The sequence below is a fragment of the Ochrobactrum sp. C6C9 genome (assembly GCF_022627935.1).
Taxonomy (GTDB): Bacteria; Pseudomonadota; Alphaproteobacteria; order Rhizobiales; family Rhizobiaceae; genus Brucella; species Brucella teleogrylli.
In genome coordinates, this window is sequence record NZ_JABXGB010000001.1 from 209,020 (window position 1) to 223,554 (window position 14,535).

Sequence of the window (14,535 nt, forward strand, 5' to 3'; positions counted from 1 at the left end):
GATTTAGCTATGGCACGTTCCCCGGACCCAAAAGGCTCAGGCGGTCTTTCGCAGCGCCAGCTTCGCGTTGGCGAACAGGTGCGCCATGCATTGGCGCAATTGCTCCAGCGCAATGAAATCCGTGACGATCTGATCGAGCGCACCGTCATTTCCGTTTCGGAAGTGCGCATGTCGCCCGACCTGAAGATCGCCACCTGTTTCATCATGCCGCTTGGCAATGTTGACCCGCAGTCTATCGTCAAGGCTTTGGCCGCAAACGCGAAATTCATTCGCGGACGCATGGCGCCAGTCCTTGGCCAGATGAAATACATGCCGGAGTTCCGCTTTCGCTCCGACACGAGTTTCGACAATTTTTCGAAGATCGACGCACTTCTGCGTTCGCCGGAAGTGGCGCGCGATCTTGCGCATAACGATGAAGACGCTGGCGAGGATGAAACCTCCCGCAATGGAGACAAATAAAGCATGGCAAGACGGGGTAAGAAAAAAGGCCGTCCGGTTTCCGGTTGGGTTATTTTCGACAAGCCGAAAGGTATGGGATCGACCGAAGCGGTCTCGAAGATCAAGTGGCTGTTCAACGCCGAGAAGGCCGGTCATGCCGGCACACTCGACCCGCTCGCATCCGGCATGCTGCCGATTGCTCTGGGCGAAGCCACCAAGACCGTGCCTTATGTCATGGACGGAACCAAGGTCTATCGTTTCACGGTGACCTGGGGCGAGGAACGCTCGACCGACGACCTTGAAGGTCAGCCGACCAAGACCTCCGACAAGCGTCCGTCGCGTGAAGAAGTTGAGGCCCTGCTGCCGAACTATACCGGCCTCATTTCGCAGATCCCGCCGCAGTTCTCCGCCATCAAGATCGACGGTGAACGCGCCTATGATCTCGCCCGTGAAGGCGAAACGGTGGAGATTCCGGCACGCGAAGTCGAGATCGACCGTCTGGAAATCGTCGAATTCCACGACGACAACCGCACCTCGTTCGAGGTCGAGTGCTCCAAGGGCACCTATGTGCGCTCACTGGCGCGCGATATGGGCCGCGATCTTGGCTGCTTTGGTCATATTTCCGAACTGCGCCGCATCGAAGTCGCGCCGTTCACGGAAGAAGACTTTGTCACGCTCTCGGAACTGGAAGCCGTCTGGCCGCCGCTGCCGCCGAAAGACGAGGATGGCAATGTGCTCGAACCCGCGCCGCGCCGCGATTTCTCGGGCCTTGATGCTCTGGTGATCGATACGGGCGCTGCGCTCGATTGTCTGCCGCAGGTGCCGCTGACCGACGATCAGGCGCAGCGCGTTCGCCTCGGCAATCCGGTTATCCTGCGTGGTCGCGATGCCCCGCTGGAAGCGGACGAAGCGTGCGTCACGGCACGCGGAAAACTGCTAGCCATCGGCTATATCGAGCATGGTCAGTTCAAGCCGAAGCGAGTTTTCACTGCTACCTAAAAAGTCCTCGCAACTGCCGGGGCGTATTTGATGCTGGTATTCTTGCCGTTTTTGCACTATATGCCCCAACAGCGATCCCGCAGAAATGCAGATCAGATCGTGTAAGTTGGCCCGCGCTGGACGACATCCCGGCCTGGGCGTCTGTTTTTCCTCTCATCAAGAAAGGGTTTACGATGTCGATTACTGCTGAGCGCAAGCAAGCACTTATCAAGGAATACGCCACCAAGGAAGGTGACACCGGTTCTCCTGAAGTTCAGGTTGCCGTTCTTTCCGAGCGTATCGCCAACCTCACCGAACACTTCAAGGGCCACAAGAATGACAATCATTCGCGTCGCGGCCTTTTGAAGCTGGTTTCGCAGCGCCGCCGTCTTCTTGACTATGTCAAAGGCGTGGACGCAGCGCGCTACCAGGCGCTGATCAGCCGTCTCGGCCTGCGCCGTTAACGGTAAAACGGGCGACGTGATGAACGTCGCCCGTTTGATTTTTAAAGCATTCCCAACAAGAGCGCGAAGCGGTTTGCGTAGGGTAATGCGGAGAAACAGAGAATAGGGCATATGCCCTTATTTCCCGCCCCGGACGAAACAAGGCCGGATCGGGTTGCCCGAGAGCCGAAAAGGCTCATGACATGGACCAGTCATGGGGCAGGATTGCAGGTAGTTCGCTCTCCCCCGAGCTCCCCGTTGTCTTGCCCGTGGCCCGTCCACCAACCACGGAGATGCCTTAGCGCCTGGCGCGGCGTCTCCCTATGAGGACAAGATATGTTCAATACCCACAAAGTGGAAATCGAATGGGGCGGTCGTCCGCTCACGCTCGAAACCGGCAAGATCGCGCGTCAGGCTGACGGTGCAGTTCTCGCAACCTATGGCGAAACCGTCGTTCTGGCGACTGTCGTTTCTGCCAAGGAACCGAAGCCTGGTCAGGATTTCTTCCCGCTGACGGTCAATTATCAGGAAAAGACCTATGCTGCCGGCAAGATCCCGGGCGGTTTCTTCAAGCGTGAAGGTCGTCCGAGCGAAAACGAAACCCTCGTTTCGCGCCTGATCGACCGTCCGATCCGTCCGCTCTTCGTCGATGGCTACAAGAACGACACGCAGGTTGTTCTGACCGTTGTTCAGCACGATCTCGAAAACAACCCCGACGTCCTGTCGATGGTTGCAGCTTCCGCAGCACTGACCCTTTCCGGCGTTCCTTTCATGGGCCCGATCGGTGGTGCGCGCGTTGGTTACATCAACGGCGAATATGTTCTGAACCCGAATATCGACGAAATGCCGGAATCGAAGCTCGATCTGGTTGTTGCCGGTACGGCTGATGCCGTGCTGATGGTTGAATCGGAAGCGCAGGAACTTTCCGAAGAAGTCATGCTCGGCGCCGTCGTTTTCGGCCAGAAGAGCTTCCAGCCGGTGATCGACGCGATCATCAAGCTTGCTGAAGTTGCTGCCAAGGAACCGCGCGACTTCCAGCCGGAAGACCTGTCGGACCTCGAAGCCAAGATGCTGGCCGTTGTGGAGAACGACCTGCGCGACGCTTACAAGATCACCGAAAAGCAGGCTCGTTACGTTGCTGTTGACGCTGCAAAGGCCAAGGCGAAGGCTCACTTCTTCCCTGAAGGCGTTGAAGAACCGGAATTCTCGGCTGAAAGCTTTGCGACTGTCTTCAAGCACCTGCAGGCGAAGATCGTTCGCTGGAACATTCTCGACACGGGCAACCGTATCGATGGCCGCGACCTGAAGACCGTTCGTGCAATCGTCTCGGAAGTTGGCCTTCTGCCGCGCACCCACGGCTCGGCGCTGTTCACCCGCGGCGAAACGCAGGCAATCGTTGTTGCCACGCTCGGCACCGGCGAAGACGAACAGATGATCGATTCTCTGACCGGTACGTACAAAGAATCCTTCATGCTGCACTACAACTTCCCGCCATATTCGGTTGGTGAAACCGGCCGTATGGGTTCGCCGGGCCGTCGTGAAGTTGGTCATGGCAAGCTCGCATGGCGCGCTATCCACCCGATGCTGCCAGCTGCCGAACAGTTCCCTTACACGATCCGTTCGGTTTCCGAGATCACCGAATCCAACGGTTCCTCCTCGATGGCGACCGTTTGCGGCACCTCGCTCGCTCTGATGGACGCCGGCGTTCCGCTTGCACGTCCGGTTGCCGGTATCGCCATGGGCCTGATCAAGGAAGGCGAGCGTTATGCTGTTCTTTCCGATATTCTCGGCGATGAAGATCACCTCGGCGACATGGACTTCAAGGTTGCCGGTACTGAAAACGGCATCACCGCACTTCAGATGGACATCAAGATCGACGGTATCACCGAAGAGATCATGAAGGTCGCTCTGGAGCAGGCCAAGGGTGGTCGCATTCATATTCTCGGCGAAATGAGCAAGGCTCTGTCCACGTCGCGTGAAGAACTCGGCGAATTCGCTCCGCGCATCGAAGTGATGAACATCCCGACTGACAAGATCCGTGATGTTATCGGTTCGGGCGGCAAGGTCATCCGCGAAATCGTGGAAAAGACCGGTGCCAAGATCAACATCGAAGACGACGGCACGGTGAAGATCGCTTCGTCGAACGGCAAGGAAATCGAAGCCGCCAAGAAGTGGATTCACTCGATTGTTGCTGAGCCGGAAGTCGGCGAAATTTACGAAGGCACGGTCGTCAAGACCGCCGACTTCGGCGCTTTCGTGAACTTCTTCGGCCCGCGTGACGGTCTGGTTCACATCTCGCAGCTGGCTGCCGACCGCGTTGCCAAGACCACCGATGTGGTCAAGGAAGGCCAGAAGGTCTGGGTCAAGCTCATGGGGTTCGACGAACGTGGCAAGGTTCGCCTGTCGATGAAGGTCGTCGATCAGGAAACCGGCAAGGAAGTCGTTGCTGAAAAGAAGGCAGAGGCAGACGCTGAATAAGCCCTGCATCGCTTATGAAATCTGAAAGCGCGCCCTCGGGCGCGCTTTTTTGTTGTTTCACGGGAATCATAGGGGTCGCGCGGACTTTTCGGATGCGATCTTGCGGGTTAAAGAACGATCATGATGACACCGGCACAGAAAACACTCTTCCTTCCCTTCGAGCAGGGCATTCTCGATACGCCCGAAGATGGGCAATCCTTTCTCGCATGCGGCCTTTCCGCCGACCGGCTTCTCGATCCTGAATGGAAGCAGATCCTGACTTGCCTGCAACCATGGCGTCCAGATTTTCTGGCGCTGGGCAAGGAAGGCTTTCGCGCAGAGCCGAGATTGGCCACAGAGAGCCGTTTTAACGGCGGGCTACTCCTGCTCGGAAAACACCGTGGACGCAACGAGGCGTGGTTCTCCGAGCTTTTGGCGCGTGTTCAGCCGGGCGGGTGGATCGTCGTTTGCGGGGACAAGAAGCTTGGCGTCGATAGTTTCCGCAAATGGGTGGGCAATATCGCCGAAATCAGCGACCGGATGTCAAAGAACCACGCGGTGGCCTTCTGGCTGCAGCGTCCCGCCGATCTGGACGACGACTTCATCGCGGCGCTGCGCCCGCTGGAAAGCGCAATTGATGATGTGTTCCGCACCGAACCGGGCATGTTTTCGCACGGCGCCATCGACAAGGGCTCGGCGCTGTTGGTCCCGCATATGGAAAAGATCGTGTTCGGCAATGTAGCGGATTTTGGCGCGGGCTGGGGTTATCTCGCAGCGCAGAGCTTGAAATATGCCGACCGCATCAAGTCCATCGATCTGTTCGAGGCGGATTATGAGGCGCTGGAGGCCGCACGCGGCAATTTGGAGCGCTTGCGCGCTTCGGTGCCGATTTCCTTCAACTGGTTCGATATTACCAGCGAGAAGGTGACCGGCATCTACGATACCGTCATCATGAACCCGCCGTTCCATGAAGGGCGCGTGACGGATGTTTCGCTTGGCCAGAGCTTTATCTCGGCTGCAGCGTCGCGGCTGAAGCCGGGCGGTCGCCTGCTGATGGTCGCCAACCGGCAGCTACCCTATGAGGTGACCCTCAAGGGCCTGTTCAAGTCGGTGACGACACTGGAAGAAGCAGACGGTTTCAAAATCTTCGATGCGAAGAAGTGAAGCAAAAAAGCCGCCCCGAAGGGCGGCTTTTTTGTTTCCGGAATACTTATTCGCCGCGTTCGGCGTCGGAGCTTTTCAGCTCTTCCAGCGTCGGCATTGAAACGATGTTGTAGCCGGAATCCACATAATGGATTTCGCCAGTCACGCCGCTCGACAGATCGGACAGCAGATAGACTGCCGATTTGCCGACATCGTCAATATCAACAGTGCGGCGTAGCGGCGAATTGCGGCGCTGATAGCTGAAGATCGCGCGCGCATCGCCGATGCCAGCACCGGCCAGCGTGCGCACCGGGCCAGCCGAAATAGCGTTGACGCGGATGCCCTGCGGGCCGTAATCGGCAGCCAGATAGCGAACCATGGCTTCAAGCGCCGCCTTGGCAACGCCCATAACGTTGTAGTTCGGGATCGTGCGGGTCGAGCCGCCATAGGTCAGCGTCAGGATCGAACCGCCGTCCTTCATCAGCCTTTCAGCGCGCTGCGCCATTTCCGTGAAGGAGTAGGCGGAAATCACCATGGTCCGGCTGAAATTATCGCGCGTGGTGACGTCTGCGTAACGGCCCTTCAGTTCGGTCTTGTCGGAAAAACCGATGGCGTGAACGATGAAATCGAGCTTGCCCCACTTCTTCTCGATTTCGGCAAAAACCGCATCGACCGTAGAAATGTCTTCGACATCGCAGGGCAGGACGAGGTCCGAGCCGACCTGTTCGGCCAGCGGCTTCACGCGCTTGCCCAGCGCATCGCCCTGATAGGTGAAAGCGAGTTCTGCGCCCTGTGCGGCCAGTTGCTTCGAGATGCCCCATGCCAGAGAATGATTATTCGCGACCCCCATGATGAGGCCGCGTTTTCCTTGCATCAAACCTTCCATATTCCCCTCTCCCTCAGCTCTGGTAGCGCTGGAAAACCAGCGTCGCATTGGTGCCGCCAAACCCGAAGGAGTTGGAGAGCACGGTATTGAGCTGAGCATTATCGATGCGCTTGCGGACGATAGGCATGTCCGCGAAGGCAGGGTCCAATTCTTCGATATGCGCGCTTTCGCAAATGAAATTATTCTGCATCATCAAAAGCGAATAGATCGCTTCCTGCACGCCCGTTGCGCCCAGCGAATGGCCGGTCAGCGACTTGGTCGCGGCAATCGGCGGGCAGGCGTCGCCCGAGCCGAACACCTGACGGATGGCGTCGATTTCCGGCGCATCACCAGCAGGCGTAGAGGTTGCGTGCGGGTTGATGTAGTCGATCTTGGTCTTGACGGTCGAAAGCGCCATCTTCATGCAGCGGATCGCGCCTTCGCCGGATGGAGCGACCATGTCGTAGCCGTCAGACGTTGCGCCATAGCCGACGATTTCGCCATAGATCTTGGCGCCGCGCGCAAGCGCGGTTTCGAGATCTTCCAGCACCAGAACGCCAGCGCCGCCTGCAATCACAAAGCCGTCGCGGTTCTTGTCATAAGCGCGTGATGCGGTGGCAGGCGTGTCGTTATACTTGGTCGCCATCGCGCCCATGGCGTCGAATAGCACCGAAAGCGTCCAGTCGAGATCTTCGCAGCCGCCCGCAAACATGCGGTCCTGCTTGCCATACTGGATCATCTCGAACGCATTGCCGATGCAATGGTTGGATGTCGCGCAGGCCGAAGAGATCGAATAGTTGATGCCCTTGATCTTGAAGAAGGTCGCCAGCGTCGCGGACGCCGTCGAGCTCATGGCCTTCGGCACGGCGAACGGACCGACGCGCTTCGGGCCCTTTTCACGGGTGATATCAGCGGAATCAACGATGGTGCGGGTGGAAGGACCGCCCGAACCCATGATGATGCCGGTGCGGTCGTTGGAGACTTCGTCTTCCGAAAGACCAGCATCGGCAATCGCCTGATCCATGGCGATGTGATTCCAGGCGGTGCCGCGACCGTGGAAGCGCATGGCGCGACGGTCCACGAGGGATTCGACATCGATCTTCGGTGCGCCGTGCACCTGGCAGCGGAAACCCAGTTCGGCATATTCTTCCGCACGCGAGATGCCGGATTTGGCTTCGCGCAGCGAGGCCGTCACCTCTTCGGTGTTGTTGCCAATCGAGGATACGATCCCCATACCCGTTACGACCACACGCCGCATCGCGTTCTCCTTTACACCTTTGCTCGTCGAGCGGCAGTCGCTTGGGTCAAGACTGCCTCGTCGCCGTTACATAGGTGCGATCTTCGCATGTTTTGAGCGCGACCGCATAAAAACTGTTCGTTTTTGCCGTCGCGCCCGTGAATAATGGTTGGTTCAGACGATTATTGTCCGTCGCCTTCCCTTGAAAGGCCGACGCGCAGATCGGTGGCCTTGTAAATGGTTTCGCCATCGGCTTTCAGCCAGCCATCGGCGGTGCCGAGCACAAGACGTCCGCGCATGACGCGCTTGAAGTCGATGCCATATTCGAGAAGCTTGGTGTGCGGGCGCACCATGCCCTTGAATTTCACTTCGCCGGTCGAAAGCGCCATGCCGCGGCCCGGTTCGCCGAGCCAGCCAAGGAAGAAGCCGGTCAGCTGCCACATGCCGTCAAGGCCGAGGCAGCCCGGCATGATCGGGTTGCCCTGGAAATGGCATGGAAAATACCAGTCGTCAGGGCGCACGTCGTATTCGGCGCGGATATAACCCTTGCCGAACTCTCCACCGGTTTCGGAAATATCGGTGATGCGGTGCACCATCAGCATTGGCGGCAGGGGAAGCTGGGCATTGCCGGGGCCGAACATCTCGCCGCGCCCGCAGCTGAGGAGTTCTTCATACCCGTAGCTTGATTTCTGTTCTGCCATTTCGCCTCCCTTGAGGTTTATTCGCTATCGGCCGGCAATCCGGCCCGGTTGTCATTCGGAACGGTTTTAGCGCAAACGCCCAAACCGCTCTATCTCTTTCTGGTCGTTAAGTCGGAACACCCCTATCACAGACTGGTTCCCGTACAAAACCTTAGCGACCATAAAAATATGCAATGGATTTTCCCGAAAAAACGGGCAAACTCCAAGCCTATTGATACTTATTTCGCAACGGCATATATCAATGTCAGTATGCAATGGGCAACAGCCCGTTCAATCTTTGACGAATTTGCTACAAGCTTGTAACGGAACCAGCGGTGAATATGCAGTCTACACATACCCACTCGACGGTCTCTATGGAAGAACGGCTCCGCGATTGCGGCCTGCGTCCGACGCGCCAGCGCGTTGCGCTTGCCAGTCTGATTTTTTCGCAAGGTGATCGCCACCTGTCCGCTGAAGACCTCCACGAACAGGCGGTCATGGCGGATGTGCCGGTGTCTCTCGCTACCGTTTACAACACATTGCACCAGTTCACGGAAGCCGGAATGCTCCGCATCATCGCGGTGGAAGGCTCCAAGACTTATTTCGACACGAATATTTCGGACCATCAGCACTTCTTCCTCGAAGGGGAAAATGTCGTGTTCGATATTCCGCATGGCGAACGCGGCCAGCCGACAGTTGCCAATATGCCCGACGCACCGGAAGGCATGGAAATCGTCAATGTGGACATTATCGTTCGCCTCCGTCGCAAGACGCAGTGACAGTTCGATCCTGACGGATTACTGAAAAGCGGCTTCGGCCGCTTTTTTGTTAGCTGCCATAAAGTTCTTGCCAGAAACAGCGAAAGCGGGTTGAATAAAACGGTTCCGAAACAATCCTTGGTGTAGAGGATAGCGGATGCCGGTTGAGATGAAGCCGATACAGGCACTGACATTGCTGAAGACCCTGTCGCTTGGGCAGATACGTGACGAGATGCCAGATCTCACGACGCGGCAGACCGCTATTCTTCTGACAATCTATCTGGAGCCTCCGCCGCATACGGTGCGGGGGCTTGCGGCAAAACTGGATGTCACCAAGCCGGTGGTCACGCGCGCGCTCGACACGATGGGTACGCTCGACCTTCTATCCCGTCATCGTGATGAAAAAGACCGGCGAAATGTGCTAGTTAAGAGAACCGTCGCCGGTGCGCTTTATGTTGAACGACTGGGCGATCTGGTGATCGCCAAAGCCAGAGAGTTACCTTTATGAGTGTCTGCCCATGAGTTCCGATGTGACCACGCTCGACCGCCGCCTCAATGCCTATCGCGCCGATCTCGCCGATGAGCGATTGAACGACCGGGTGCAGGCGGCCCGCTTTATAGCCGGAACCGAAATGCAGGTGACCGCGCCGGTGGTTGATCTCCGGTCGCAGCCGCGCCCGGACAGCGGACCCCAGACCCAGATCATTTTTGGCGACACGGTGCGCGTTTTCGAGGAAATGGACGGCTGGTGCTGGGTGCAGGCCGAGCGTGACGGTTATACGGGTTATGTCTCGGCGTCGTTCATCGAAAAACCGCAGGGCGAAGCCACCCATATGGTCATCGTGCCGCGAACCTTTGTCTATCCCGGCTCCGATTTGCGTTTTCCGCACACACAGGCGCTGTCGCTTGGTTCACGCGTGCGGATCGTGGGCGCTGCCGAAACGCGCGGCACTCCTTATGCCGTGCTGGAAAGCGGCGAGGCGATGATTGCAAGCCATCTGGCGCCAATCGGCGAACACGCTGCCGACTATGTGGCCGTGGCGGAAACGCTGTTGCATACGCCCTATCTTTGGGGCGGCACGTCCGGCTTCGGCATTGATTGTTCCGGTCTGGTTCAGCTTGCCATGTGGGTCGCGGGCCGCAAGGTTCTGCGCGATTCCGACATGCAGCAAAATACGCTGGGCACGGTGGTGGAGCCGAATGCGGATTATTCCAATCTCCAGCGTGGCGATCTTGTTTTCTGGAAGGGGCATGTCGCGATCTGCGCTGCGCCCGACATGCTGATCCATGCGAGCGGTCACACCATGACCGTGACGCTGGAACCGTTGCAGGATGCGATCAAGCGCATCGCTTATCTCTATGATCTGCCGACGCTGATCCGCAGACCCTGATTGCGCAGCGACTGCTTTAAACAGGTCCATGAAAGGTCGGGCCGATGACGGGAAACAGGATGTTTCAAGGTGCAGGCTTTGTCGCCATGGCGCTTGGTCTTGCTGTCCTCATCCCTTCAGCGGTTTCATCCGAAAGGATAGCGCGCGTGACCATTCCCGCTTCGCCAGCCGCCTTTGCCGAAGTCAACGGTATCGAAATGTATTACCGGATCGTCGGTAAGGGACCGCCGATCCTGCTGATACCGGGCGGTCTGTCCGACCAGCATGTCTGGGATGCGCAACTGCCGATATTGGCGCGTCATCACACGGTGATCGTCGCCGACAGTCGCGGGCAGGGGCGTTCCACCCGCACGACTGAACCGCTCACTTATGGCCTGATGGCTGACGATTATGTGGCGCTCATGGACTTTCTGCATATCGACAAGGTCGATCTGGTGGGCTGGAGCGATGGCGGCATTATCGGGCTCGATATCGCCATGCGTTACCCTGAGCGCCTGAACAGCCTGTTCGCGCAGGCCGCCAATGTCTCGCCCGAAGGCAATACCGGCTATATCGAAGCGATGGCTGAGGGACGGCCCATCCCTGAACTTCGCCACTACGAAAGCATCGACAAGGAAATTCATGCGCTCTGGGCGAATGAACCGAACTATACCGATGAAGACCTATCACAGATAAAGGTGCGCACCGCCATCGTGATCGGCGATCACGATACAGCCGTCACGCGCGAACATACGGAATTCATCGCCAGCCAGATTCCCGGTGCAGAACTGATTATCCTGCCCGATTCCGGCCACGGCGTGCCGGTGGAAAATCCCCGGCTTTACGCCCACACGGTTCTGAAATTCATCGATGGCAAGACGAGCAGCCGAATTTAGGACCACACTTGTGCTAGACGCGGTTTGGCAGCACCCGATCCGGCGTCCGATGTCCGTCGACGAAAGCCTTGATATTGATGATGACCTTGTCACCCATATCGATGCGACCTTCAATCGTGGCTGAACCCATATGTGGTAGCAGCACGACCTTGCCTTTTTCGGCAAGCGCCAGCAGGCGCGGATTGACCGCAGGTTCGTTCTCGAACACGTCCAGCCCGGCACCGGCGATGCGGCCTTGCTCGATCAGATCGATCAAGGCGTTTTCATCGATGATCTGGCCGCGCGCCGTGTTGACCAGATAGGCCGTCGGCTGCATCAGCGCGATGCGACGGGCCGAGAGCAAATGAAACGTGGCCGGCGTCGAAGGGCAATTGACCGAGATAATGTCCATACGGGCCAGCATCTGGTCGAGGCTGTCCCAATAGGTCGCTTCCAGCTCTTCCTCGACCTGCGGGCTGACGCGTTTGCGATTGTGATAATGGATCGACAAGCCGAAAGCCTTGGCGCGGCGCGCCACGGCGGTGCCGATGCGGCCCATGCCGACAATGCCGAGGCGCTTGCCCCAGATGCGGCGTCCGAGCATCCATGTCGGCGACCAGCCCGGCCATTTGCCATCGCGCTCGTTCAGCACATTCGCGCCTTCCACAAGGCGACGCGGGGCCGACAGAAGCAGCGCCAGCGTCATGTCGGCGGTATCTTCGGTGAGCACATTCGGCGTGTTGGTTACGGTAATGCCGCGCTTGGCTGCGGCGGCTACATCGATATTATCGACGCCATTGCCGAAATTGGCGATTAGCTTGAGATTGGGGCCGGCTTGCTCGATGGCGGCGGCGTCGATCACATCGGTGATGCAGGGCACGAGAACATCGGCCTCTTTCAGCGCGGCGATGATTTCCGGCTGGGTCATACGGTGGTCGTCTATATTGAGACGTGCATCGAACAATTCCCGCATTCGGGTTTCCACCGGGTCCGGCAATTTTCTCGTAAGAACGACCAGCGGCTTCTTTTTGTTCGACATCTCCACCCCGTTTTTTAAGCCCGCTTCCGGGCGAACTTCTGTGCTGAAGCTTCATGTTGAGACCTCCTTAACCAAGAAGGTGCAATATGGGATATTGCTTCGGCTGCTCATCTCTATCAAGGCGGCGGGGCAAAGACAAAGAAAAACAGGACCGATAAACAAGACGGTCGCGATGCCGGACAGCCCCCGCCGTTTTACGCTTCCGCTGAAGGCATGACCGTCTTGAGTAAAGAACAGGACGGCGAGAGGCGCAGTGAATAGAGTACTTCCCCAAAGGTTTTTGGCTCAGAGCATCTCGGTAAAGCGCTTTTTCATGGCCTTTGCGGCGTGTCTGGGGCTGCTGTTCACGGCAGCGCCGATCAGCGCGCATGCAGCCGAAACGGAAGCAACTGGCACCGCCACGGGCGCAAGCGGACTGCCTGTGCCGCGCTTCGTCAGCCTCAAACCGGCGCGCGTCAACCTGCGCATCGGGCCGGGGCGCGACTATCCGGTTTCGTGGCTGTTCATGAAGGCCGGGCTGCCGGTCGAGATCATTCAGGAATATGACAACTGGCGACGTATCCGCGATGCCGACGGCACAGAAGGCTGGGTCTACCAGTCGCTTCTGTCCGGCAAGCGTACAGCGATCACCGCGCCGTGGCTGAAGAACGACAAGGGCAAGATGATCACCATGCGCCGCGATGCCAACGATACGGCAGCGGTCGCTGCCGATATCGAACCGGGTGTTGTCGGCACCGTGCGCCAGTGCACCGGCCAATGGTGCCGTATGGACGTCAGCGGCGTGCGCGGCTGGATCAAGCAGTCGGAGCTATGGGGTGTTTATCCCGGTGAAGCCTTCGATTGATAAACATCAAGCGTAGCGTTCCTTGAGCAGCAGATAGAGCGCACGGATCGCCTGCGCTTCACCGCCGACCGGTGAGGCGGGTTTTTCCACCGGCACCCAGCCGAAAATATCGAAATGCGCATGCGCCTTTGCTTTTTCGACAAAGCGGCTGAGGAACAAGGCTGCCGTCACCGATCCGGCAAAACCGTCAGTGGTGACGTTGTTGATATCGGCAATGCGTGACGACAGTTTTTGCGCATAGGGCTGCCAGAGCGGCATGCGCCACAGCGGATCGGCGGTTTCCTCGGCCTTGGCGGCAATGGCTTCCGCCAGCGCATTGTCATGGGTGAAGAACGGTGGCAGGTCAGGACCGAGCGCCACACGCGCTGCACCGGTCAGGGTCGCCATATCAATCAGCAATTCCGGTTCTTCCTCGTCGGCCAGCGCCAGAGCATCCGCCAGCACCAGCCTGCCTTCCGCATCCGTATTGCCTATTTCGACGGTCAGTCCCTTGCGGCTTTGCAGAACATCGCCCGGACGGAACGCATTTCCGGCAATTGAATTCTCGACCGCCGGGATTAGTACGCGCAACCGCACGGCCAGTTTTGCGCCCATGACGATGGCGGCAAGGCCGAGCACATTGGCAGCGCCGCCCATATCCTTTTTCATGAGCAACATGCCGCTTGCGGGCTTGATATCGAGACCGCCCGTATCGAAGCAGACGCCCTTGCCGACCAGCGTGACTTTCGGATCGCTTTCCTTGCCCCATGTGATGTCGATCAGACGTGGCGCAATCGCGCCTGCGCGTCCGACCGCATGGATCATCGGGAAATTCTGTTCCAGAAGAGCATCGCCTTCCGTGACGCTCACCTTCGCGCCATGTTCGCTGGCCAGTTCGCGTGCGGCTTTTTCCAGCGCGTCCGGTCCCATGTCGTTGGTCGGCGTGTTGATGAGATCACGCGTGAGTGTAACCGCTGCGGCGATGCGCTTCGTCTCGGCTTCATCAACACCGCTTGGCAGAGCAAGACGGATTGTCTTGCCATTTGCCTTGCGGTAGCGCGAGAAATGATAGCCGCCCATCAGGAAGGCGAGCGCCGCCAGCCCGGCCTCGTCGCCAGCATTTTCGAAATGCCAGTCACCTTCCGGCAGGCTGCGTGCGAGTTTGCCTGCAAGCAGTTGCGACTGACCACCTTTGGCACCGTCGCCAATGCCGAACAGCGCGCCGGAGATCGCGCCGTCCGGTCCCGGCAGAACCAGAACCTTGCCCGCCTCTCCGTCGAAATCATGGGCTTTCGCCCAAGCGATCACCGGGGCAGGAAGCGTGTTTTCTTCCAGTTGCCCCTTTTTCGTAAACCAGATTGGACGGCTTTGTTCCGACTTTTGGGCAATGAGTTCGACAGACATGGCACTCTTTCCGATCAAGGCAGTT

At 58.2% G+C, this 14,535-nt stretch carries 16 protein-coding genes; 11 read left to right on the plus strand and 5 right to left on the minus strand.

The annotated features are described in order from the left end of the window. Positions 1 to 9: 9 nt before the first annotated feature. The 5 genes from rbfA to HWD97_RS01025 all read left to right on the plus strand — a co-directional run bounded on the left by rbfA (position 10) and on the right by HWD97_RS01025 (position 5,480). Positions 10 to 459 carry a 30S ribosome-binding factor RbfA gene (gene rbfA / locus HWD97_RS01005; RefSeq protein ID WP_109370108.1) on the plus strand — a complete coding sequence of 150 codons (450 nt, stop codon included), beginning with the start codon at positions 10 to 12 and terminating at the stop codon, positions 457 to 459. 3 nt (positions 460 to 462) lie between these two features. Beyond that, positions 463 to 1,437 (plus strand): tRNA pseudouridine(55) synthase TruB, encoded by a 975-nt coding sequence (gene truB / locus HWD97_RS01010; RefSeq protein WP_109370109.1) that lies wholly within the window; start codon positions 463 to 465, stop codon positions 1,435 to 1,437. Positions 1,438 to 1,610: 173 nt separating this feature from the next. Next, on the plus strand, positions 1,611 to 1,880 hold the full coding sequence (gene rpsO, locus HWD97_RS01015) for a 30S ribosomal protein S15 (protein WP_109370110.1): 270 nt from the start codon (positions 1,611 to 1,613) through the stop codon (positions 1,878 to 1,880). A gap of 315 nt (positions 1,881 to 2,195) precedes the next feature. Next, positions 2,196 to 4,337: a polyribonucleotide nucleotidyltransferase gene (gene pnp, locus HWD97_RS01020; RefSeq protein WP_109370111.1), complete on the plus strand. Its 2,142-nt coding sequence runs from the start codon at positions 2,196 to 2,198 to the stop codon at positions 4,335 to 4,337. A 120-nt stretch (positions 4,338 to 4,457) separates the two neighbouring features. Then, complete coding sequence (locus tag HWD97_RS01025; protein WP_109370112.1) at positions 4,458 to 5,480, plus strand: class I SAM-dependent methyltransferase; 1,023 nt, start codon at positions 4,458 to 4,460, stop codon at positions 5,478 to 5,480. A 46-nt stretch (positions 5,481 to 5,526) separates the two neighbouring features. On the opposite strand, the gene fabI is transcribed toward HWD97_RS01025, so the two are convergent. From fabI to fabA, 3 genes are all read right to left on the minus strand, one after another. Next, complete coding sequence (fabI, locus tag HWD97_RS01030) at positions 5,527 to 6,345, minus strand: enoyl-ACP reductase FabI (RefSeq protein ID WP_109370113.1); 819 nt, start codon at positions 6,343 to 6,345, stop codon at positions 5,527 to 5,529. Positions 6,346 to 6,358: 13 nt separating this feature from the next. Then, positions 6,359 to 7,582 carry a beta-ketoacyl-ACP synthase I gene (fabB, locus tag HWD97_RS01035; protein ID WP_109370114.1) on the minus strand — a complete coding sequence of 408 codons (1,224 nt, stop codon included), beginning with the start codon at positions 7,580 to 7,582 and terminating at the stop codon, positions 6,359 to 6,361. Between the two features lie 161 nt (positions 7,583 to 7,743). Then, positions 7,744 to 8,262, minus strand: coding sequence for a 3-hydroxyacyl-[acyl-carrier-protein] dehydratase FabA (gene fabA / locus HWD97_RS01040; protein ID WP_109370115.1), 519 nt, complete (start codon positions 8,260 to 8,262; stop codon positions 7,744 to 7,746). 320 nt (positions 8,263 to 8,582) lie between these two features. Here fabA and irrA point away from each other — a divergent pair, with 320 nt between their 5' ends. The 4 genes from irrA to HWD97_RS01060 all read left to right on the plus strand — a co-directional run bounded on the left by irrA (position 8,583) and on the right by HWD97_RS01060 (position 11,265). Next, complete coding sequence (irrA, locus tag HWD97_RS01045; RefSeq protein ID WP_109370116.1) at positions 8,583 to 9,020, plus strand: iron response transcriptional regulator IrrA; 438 nt, start codon at positions 8,583 to 8,585, stop codon at positions 9,018 to 9,020. A gap of 136 nt (positions 9,021 to 9,156) precedes the next feature. After that, on the plus strand, positions 9,157 to 9,507 hold the full coding sequence (locus tag HWD97_RS01050; protein WP_109370117.1) for a MarR family transcriptional regulator: 351 nt from the start codon (positions 9,157 to 9,159) through the stop codon (positions 9,505 to 9,507). A gap of 10 nt (positions 9,508 to 9,517) precedes the next feature. Then, a complete protein-coding gene (locus HWD97_RS01055; RefSeq protein WP_109370118.1) occupies positions 9,518 to 10,390 on the plus strand; it encodes an NlpC/P60 family protein in 873 nt (290 codons plus the stop codon). Positions 10,391 to 10,434: 44 nt separating this feature from the next. Further along, on the plus strand, positions 10,435 to 11,265 hold the full coding sequence (locus HWD97_RS01060) for an alpha/beta fold hydrolase (protein WP_371834590.1): 831 nt from the start codon (positions 10,435 to 10,437) through the stop codon (positions 11,263 to 11,265). Between the two features lie 13 nt (positions 11,266 to 11,278). On the opposite strand, the gene HWD97_RS01065 is transcribed toward HWD97_RS01060, so the two are convergent. Continuing rightward, the gene (locus tag HWD97_RS01065; protein ID WP_109370120.1) at positions 11,279 to 12,283 is read right to left on the minus strand and encodes a D-glycerate dehydrogenase; all 1,005 of its coding nucleotides are present in this window, start codon (positions 12,281 to 12,283) and stop codon (positions 11,279 to 11,281) included. Positions 12,284 to 12,323: 40 nt separating this feature from the next. Between HWD97_RS01065 and HWD97_RS01070 the strand changes: the two genes are divergently transcribed. Together HWD97_RS01070 and HWD97_RS01075 are read left to right on the plus strand one after the other, a co-directional pair. Next, positions 12,324 to 12,500 (plus strand): hypothetical protein, encoded by a 177-nt coding sequence (locus HWD97_RS01070; RefSeq protein ID WP_180917932.1) that lies wholly within the window; start codon positions 12,324 to 12,326, stop codon positions 12,498 to 12,500. Between the two features lie 96 nt (positions 12,501 to 12,596). Next, on the plus strand, positions 12,597 to 13,127 hold the full coding sequence (locus HWD97_RS01075) for an SH3 domain-containing protein (protein ID WP_371834591.1): 531 nt from the start codon (positions 12,597 to 12,599) through the stop codon (positions 13,125 to 13,127). A gap of 6 nt (positions 13,128 to 13,133) precedes the next feature. On the opposite strand, the gene HWD97_RS01080 is transcribed toward HWD97_RS01075, so the two are convergent. Next, the gene (locus HWD97_RS01080; RefSeq protein WP_109370121.1) at positions 13,134 to 14,510 is read right to left on the minus strand and encodes a M17 family metallopeptidase; all 1,377 of its coding nucleotides are present in this window, start codon (positions 14,508 to 14,510) and stop codon (positions 13,134 to 13,136) included. Positions 14,511 to 14,535 lie beyond the last annotated feature (25 nt).

Excerpts from the sequence above, each read along its gene's own strand:
- rbfA (WP_109370108.1), top strand. The coding sequence starts at position 10 with ATGGCACGTTCCCCGGACCCAAAAGGCTCAGGCGGTCTTTCGCAGCGC.
- truB (WP_109370109.1), top strand. The coding sequence starts at position 463 with ATGGCAAGACGGGGTAAGAAAAAAGGCCGTCCGGTTTCCGGTTGGGTT.
- rpsO (WP_109370110.1), top strand. The coding sequence starts at position 1,611 with ATGTCGATTACTGCTGAGCGCAAGCAAGCACTTATCAAGGAATACGCC.
- pnp (WP_109370111.1), top strand. The coding sequence starts at position 2,196 with ATGTTCAATACCCACAAAGTGGAAATCGAATGGGGCGGTCGTCCGCTC.
- HWD97_RS01025 (WP_109370112.1), top strand. The coding sequence starts at position 4,458 with ATGATGACACCGGCACAGAAAACACTCTTCCTTCCCTTCGAGCAGGGC.
- fabI (WP_109370113.1), bottom strand. The coding sequence starts at position 6,345 with ATGGAAGGTTTGATGCAAGGAAAACGCGGCCTCATCATGGGGGTCGCG.
- fabB (WP_109370114.1), bottom strand. The coding sequence starts at position 7,582 with ATGCGGCGTGTGGTCGTAACGGGTATGGGGATCGTATCCTCGATTGGC.
- fabA (WP_109370115.1), bottom strand. The coding sequence starts at position 8,262 with ATGGCAGAACAGAAATCAAGCTACGGGTATGAAGAACTCCTCAGCTGC.
- irrA (WP_109370116.1), top strand. The coding sequence starts at position 8,583 with ATGCAGTCTACACATACCCACTCGACGGTCTCTATGGAAGAACGGCTC.
- HWD97_RS01050 (WP_109370117.1), top strand. The coding sequence starts at position 9,157 with ATGCCGGTTGAGATGAAGCCGATACAGGCACTGACATTGCTGAAGACC.
- HWD97_RS01055 (WP_109370118.1), top strand. The coding sequence starts at position 9,518 with ATGAGTTCCGATGTGACCACGCTCGACCGCCGCCTCAATGCCTATCGC.
- HWD97_RS01060 (WP_371834590.1), top strand. The coding sequence starts at position 10,435 with ATGACGGGAAACAGGATGTTTCAAGGTGCAGGCTTTGTCGCCATGGCG.
- HWD97_RS01065 (WP_109370120.1), bottom strand. The coding sequence starts at position 12,283 with ATGTCGAACAAAAAGAAGCCGCTGGTCGTTCTTACGAGAAAATTGCCG.
- HWD97_RS01075 (WP_371834591.1), top strand. The coding sequence starts at position 12,597 with ATGGCCTTTGCGGCGTGTCTGGGGCTGCTGTTCACGGCAGCGCCGATC.
- HWD97_RS01080 (WP_109370121.1), bottom strand. The coding sequence starts at position 14,510 with ATGTCTGTCGAACTCATTGCCCAAAAGTCGGAACAAAGCCGTCCAATC.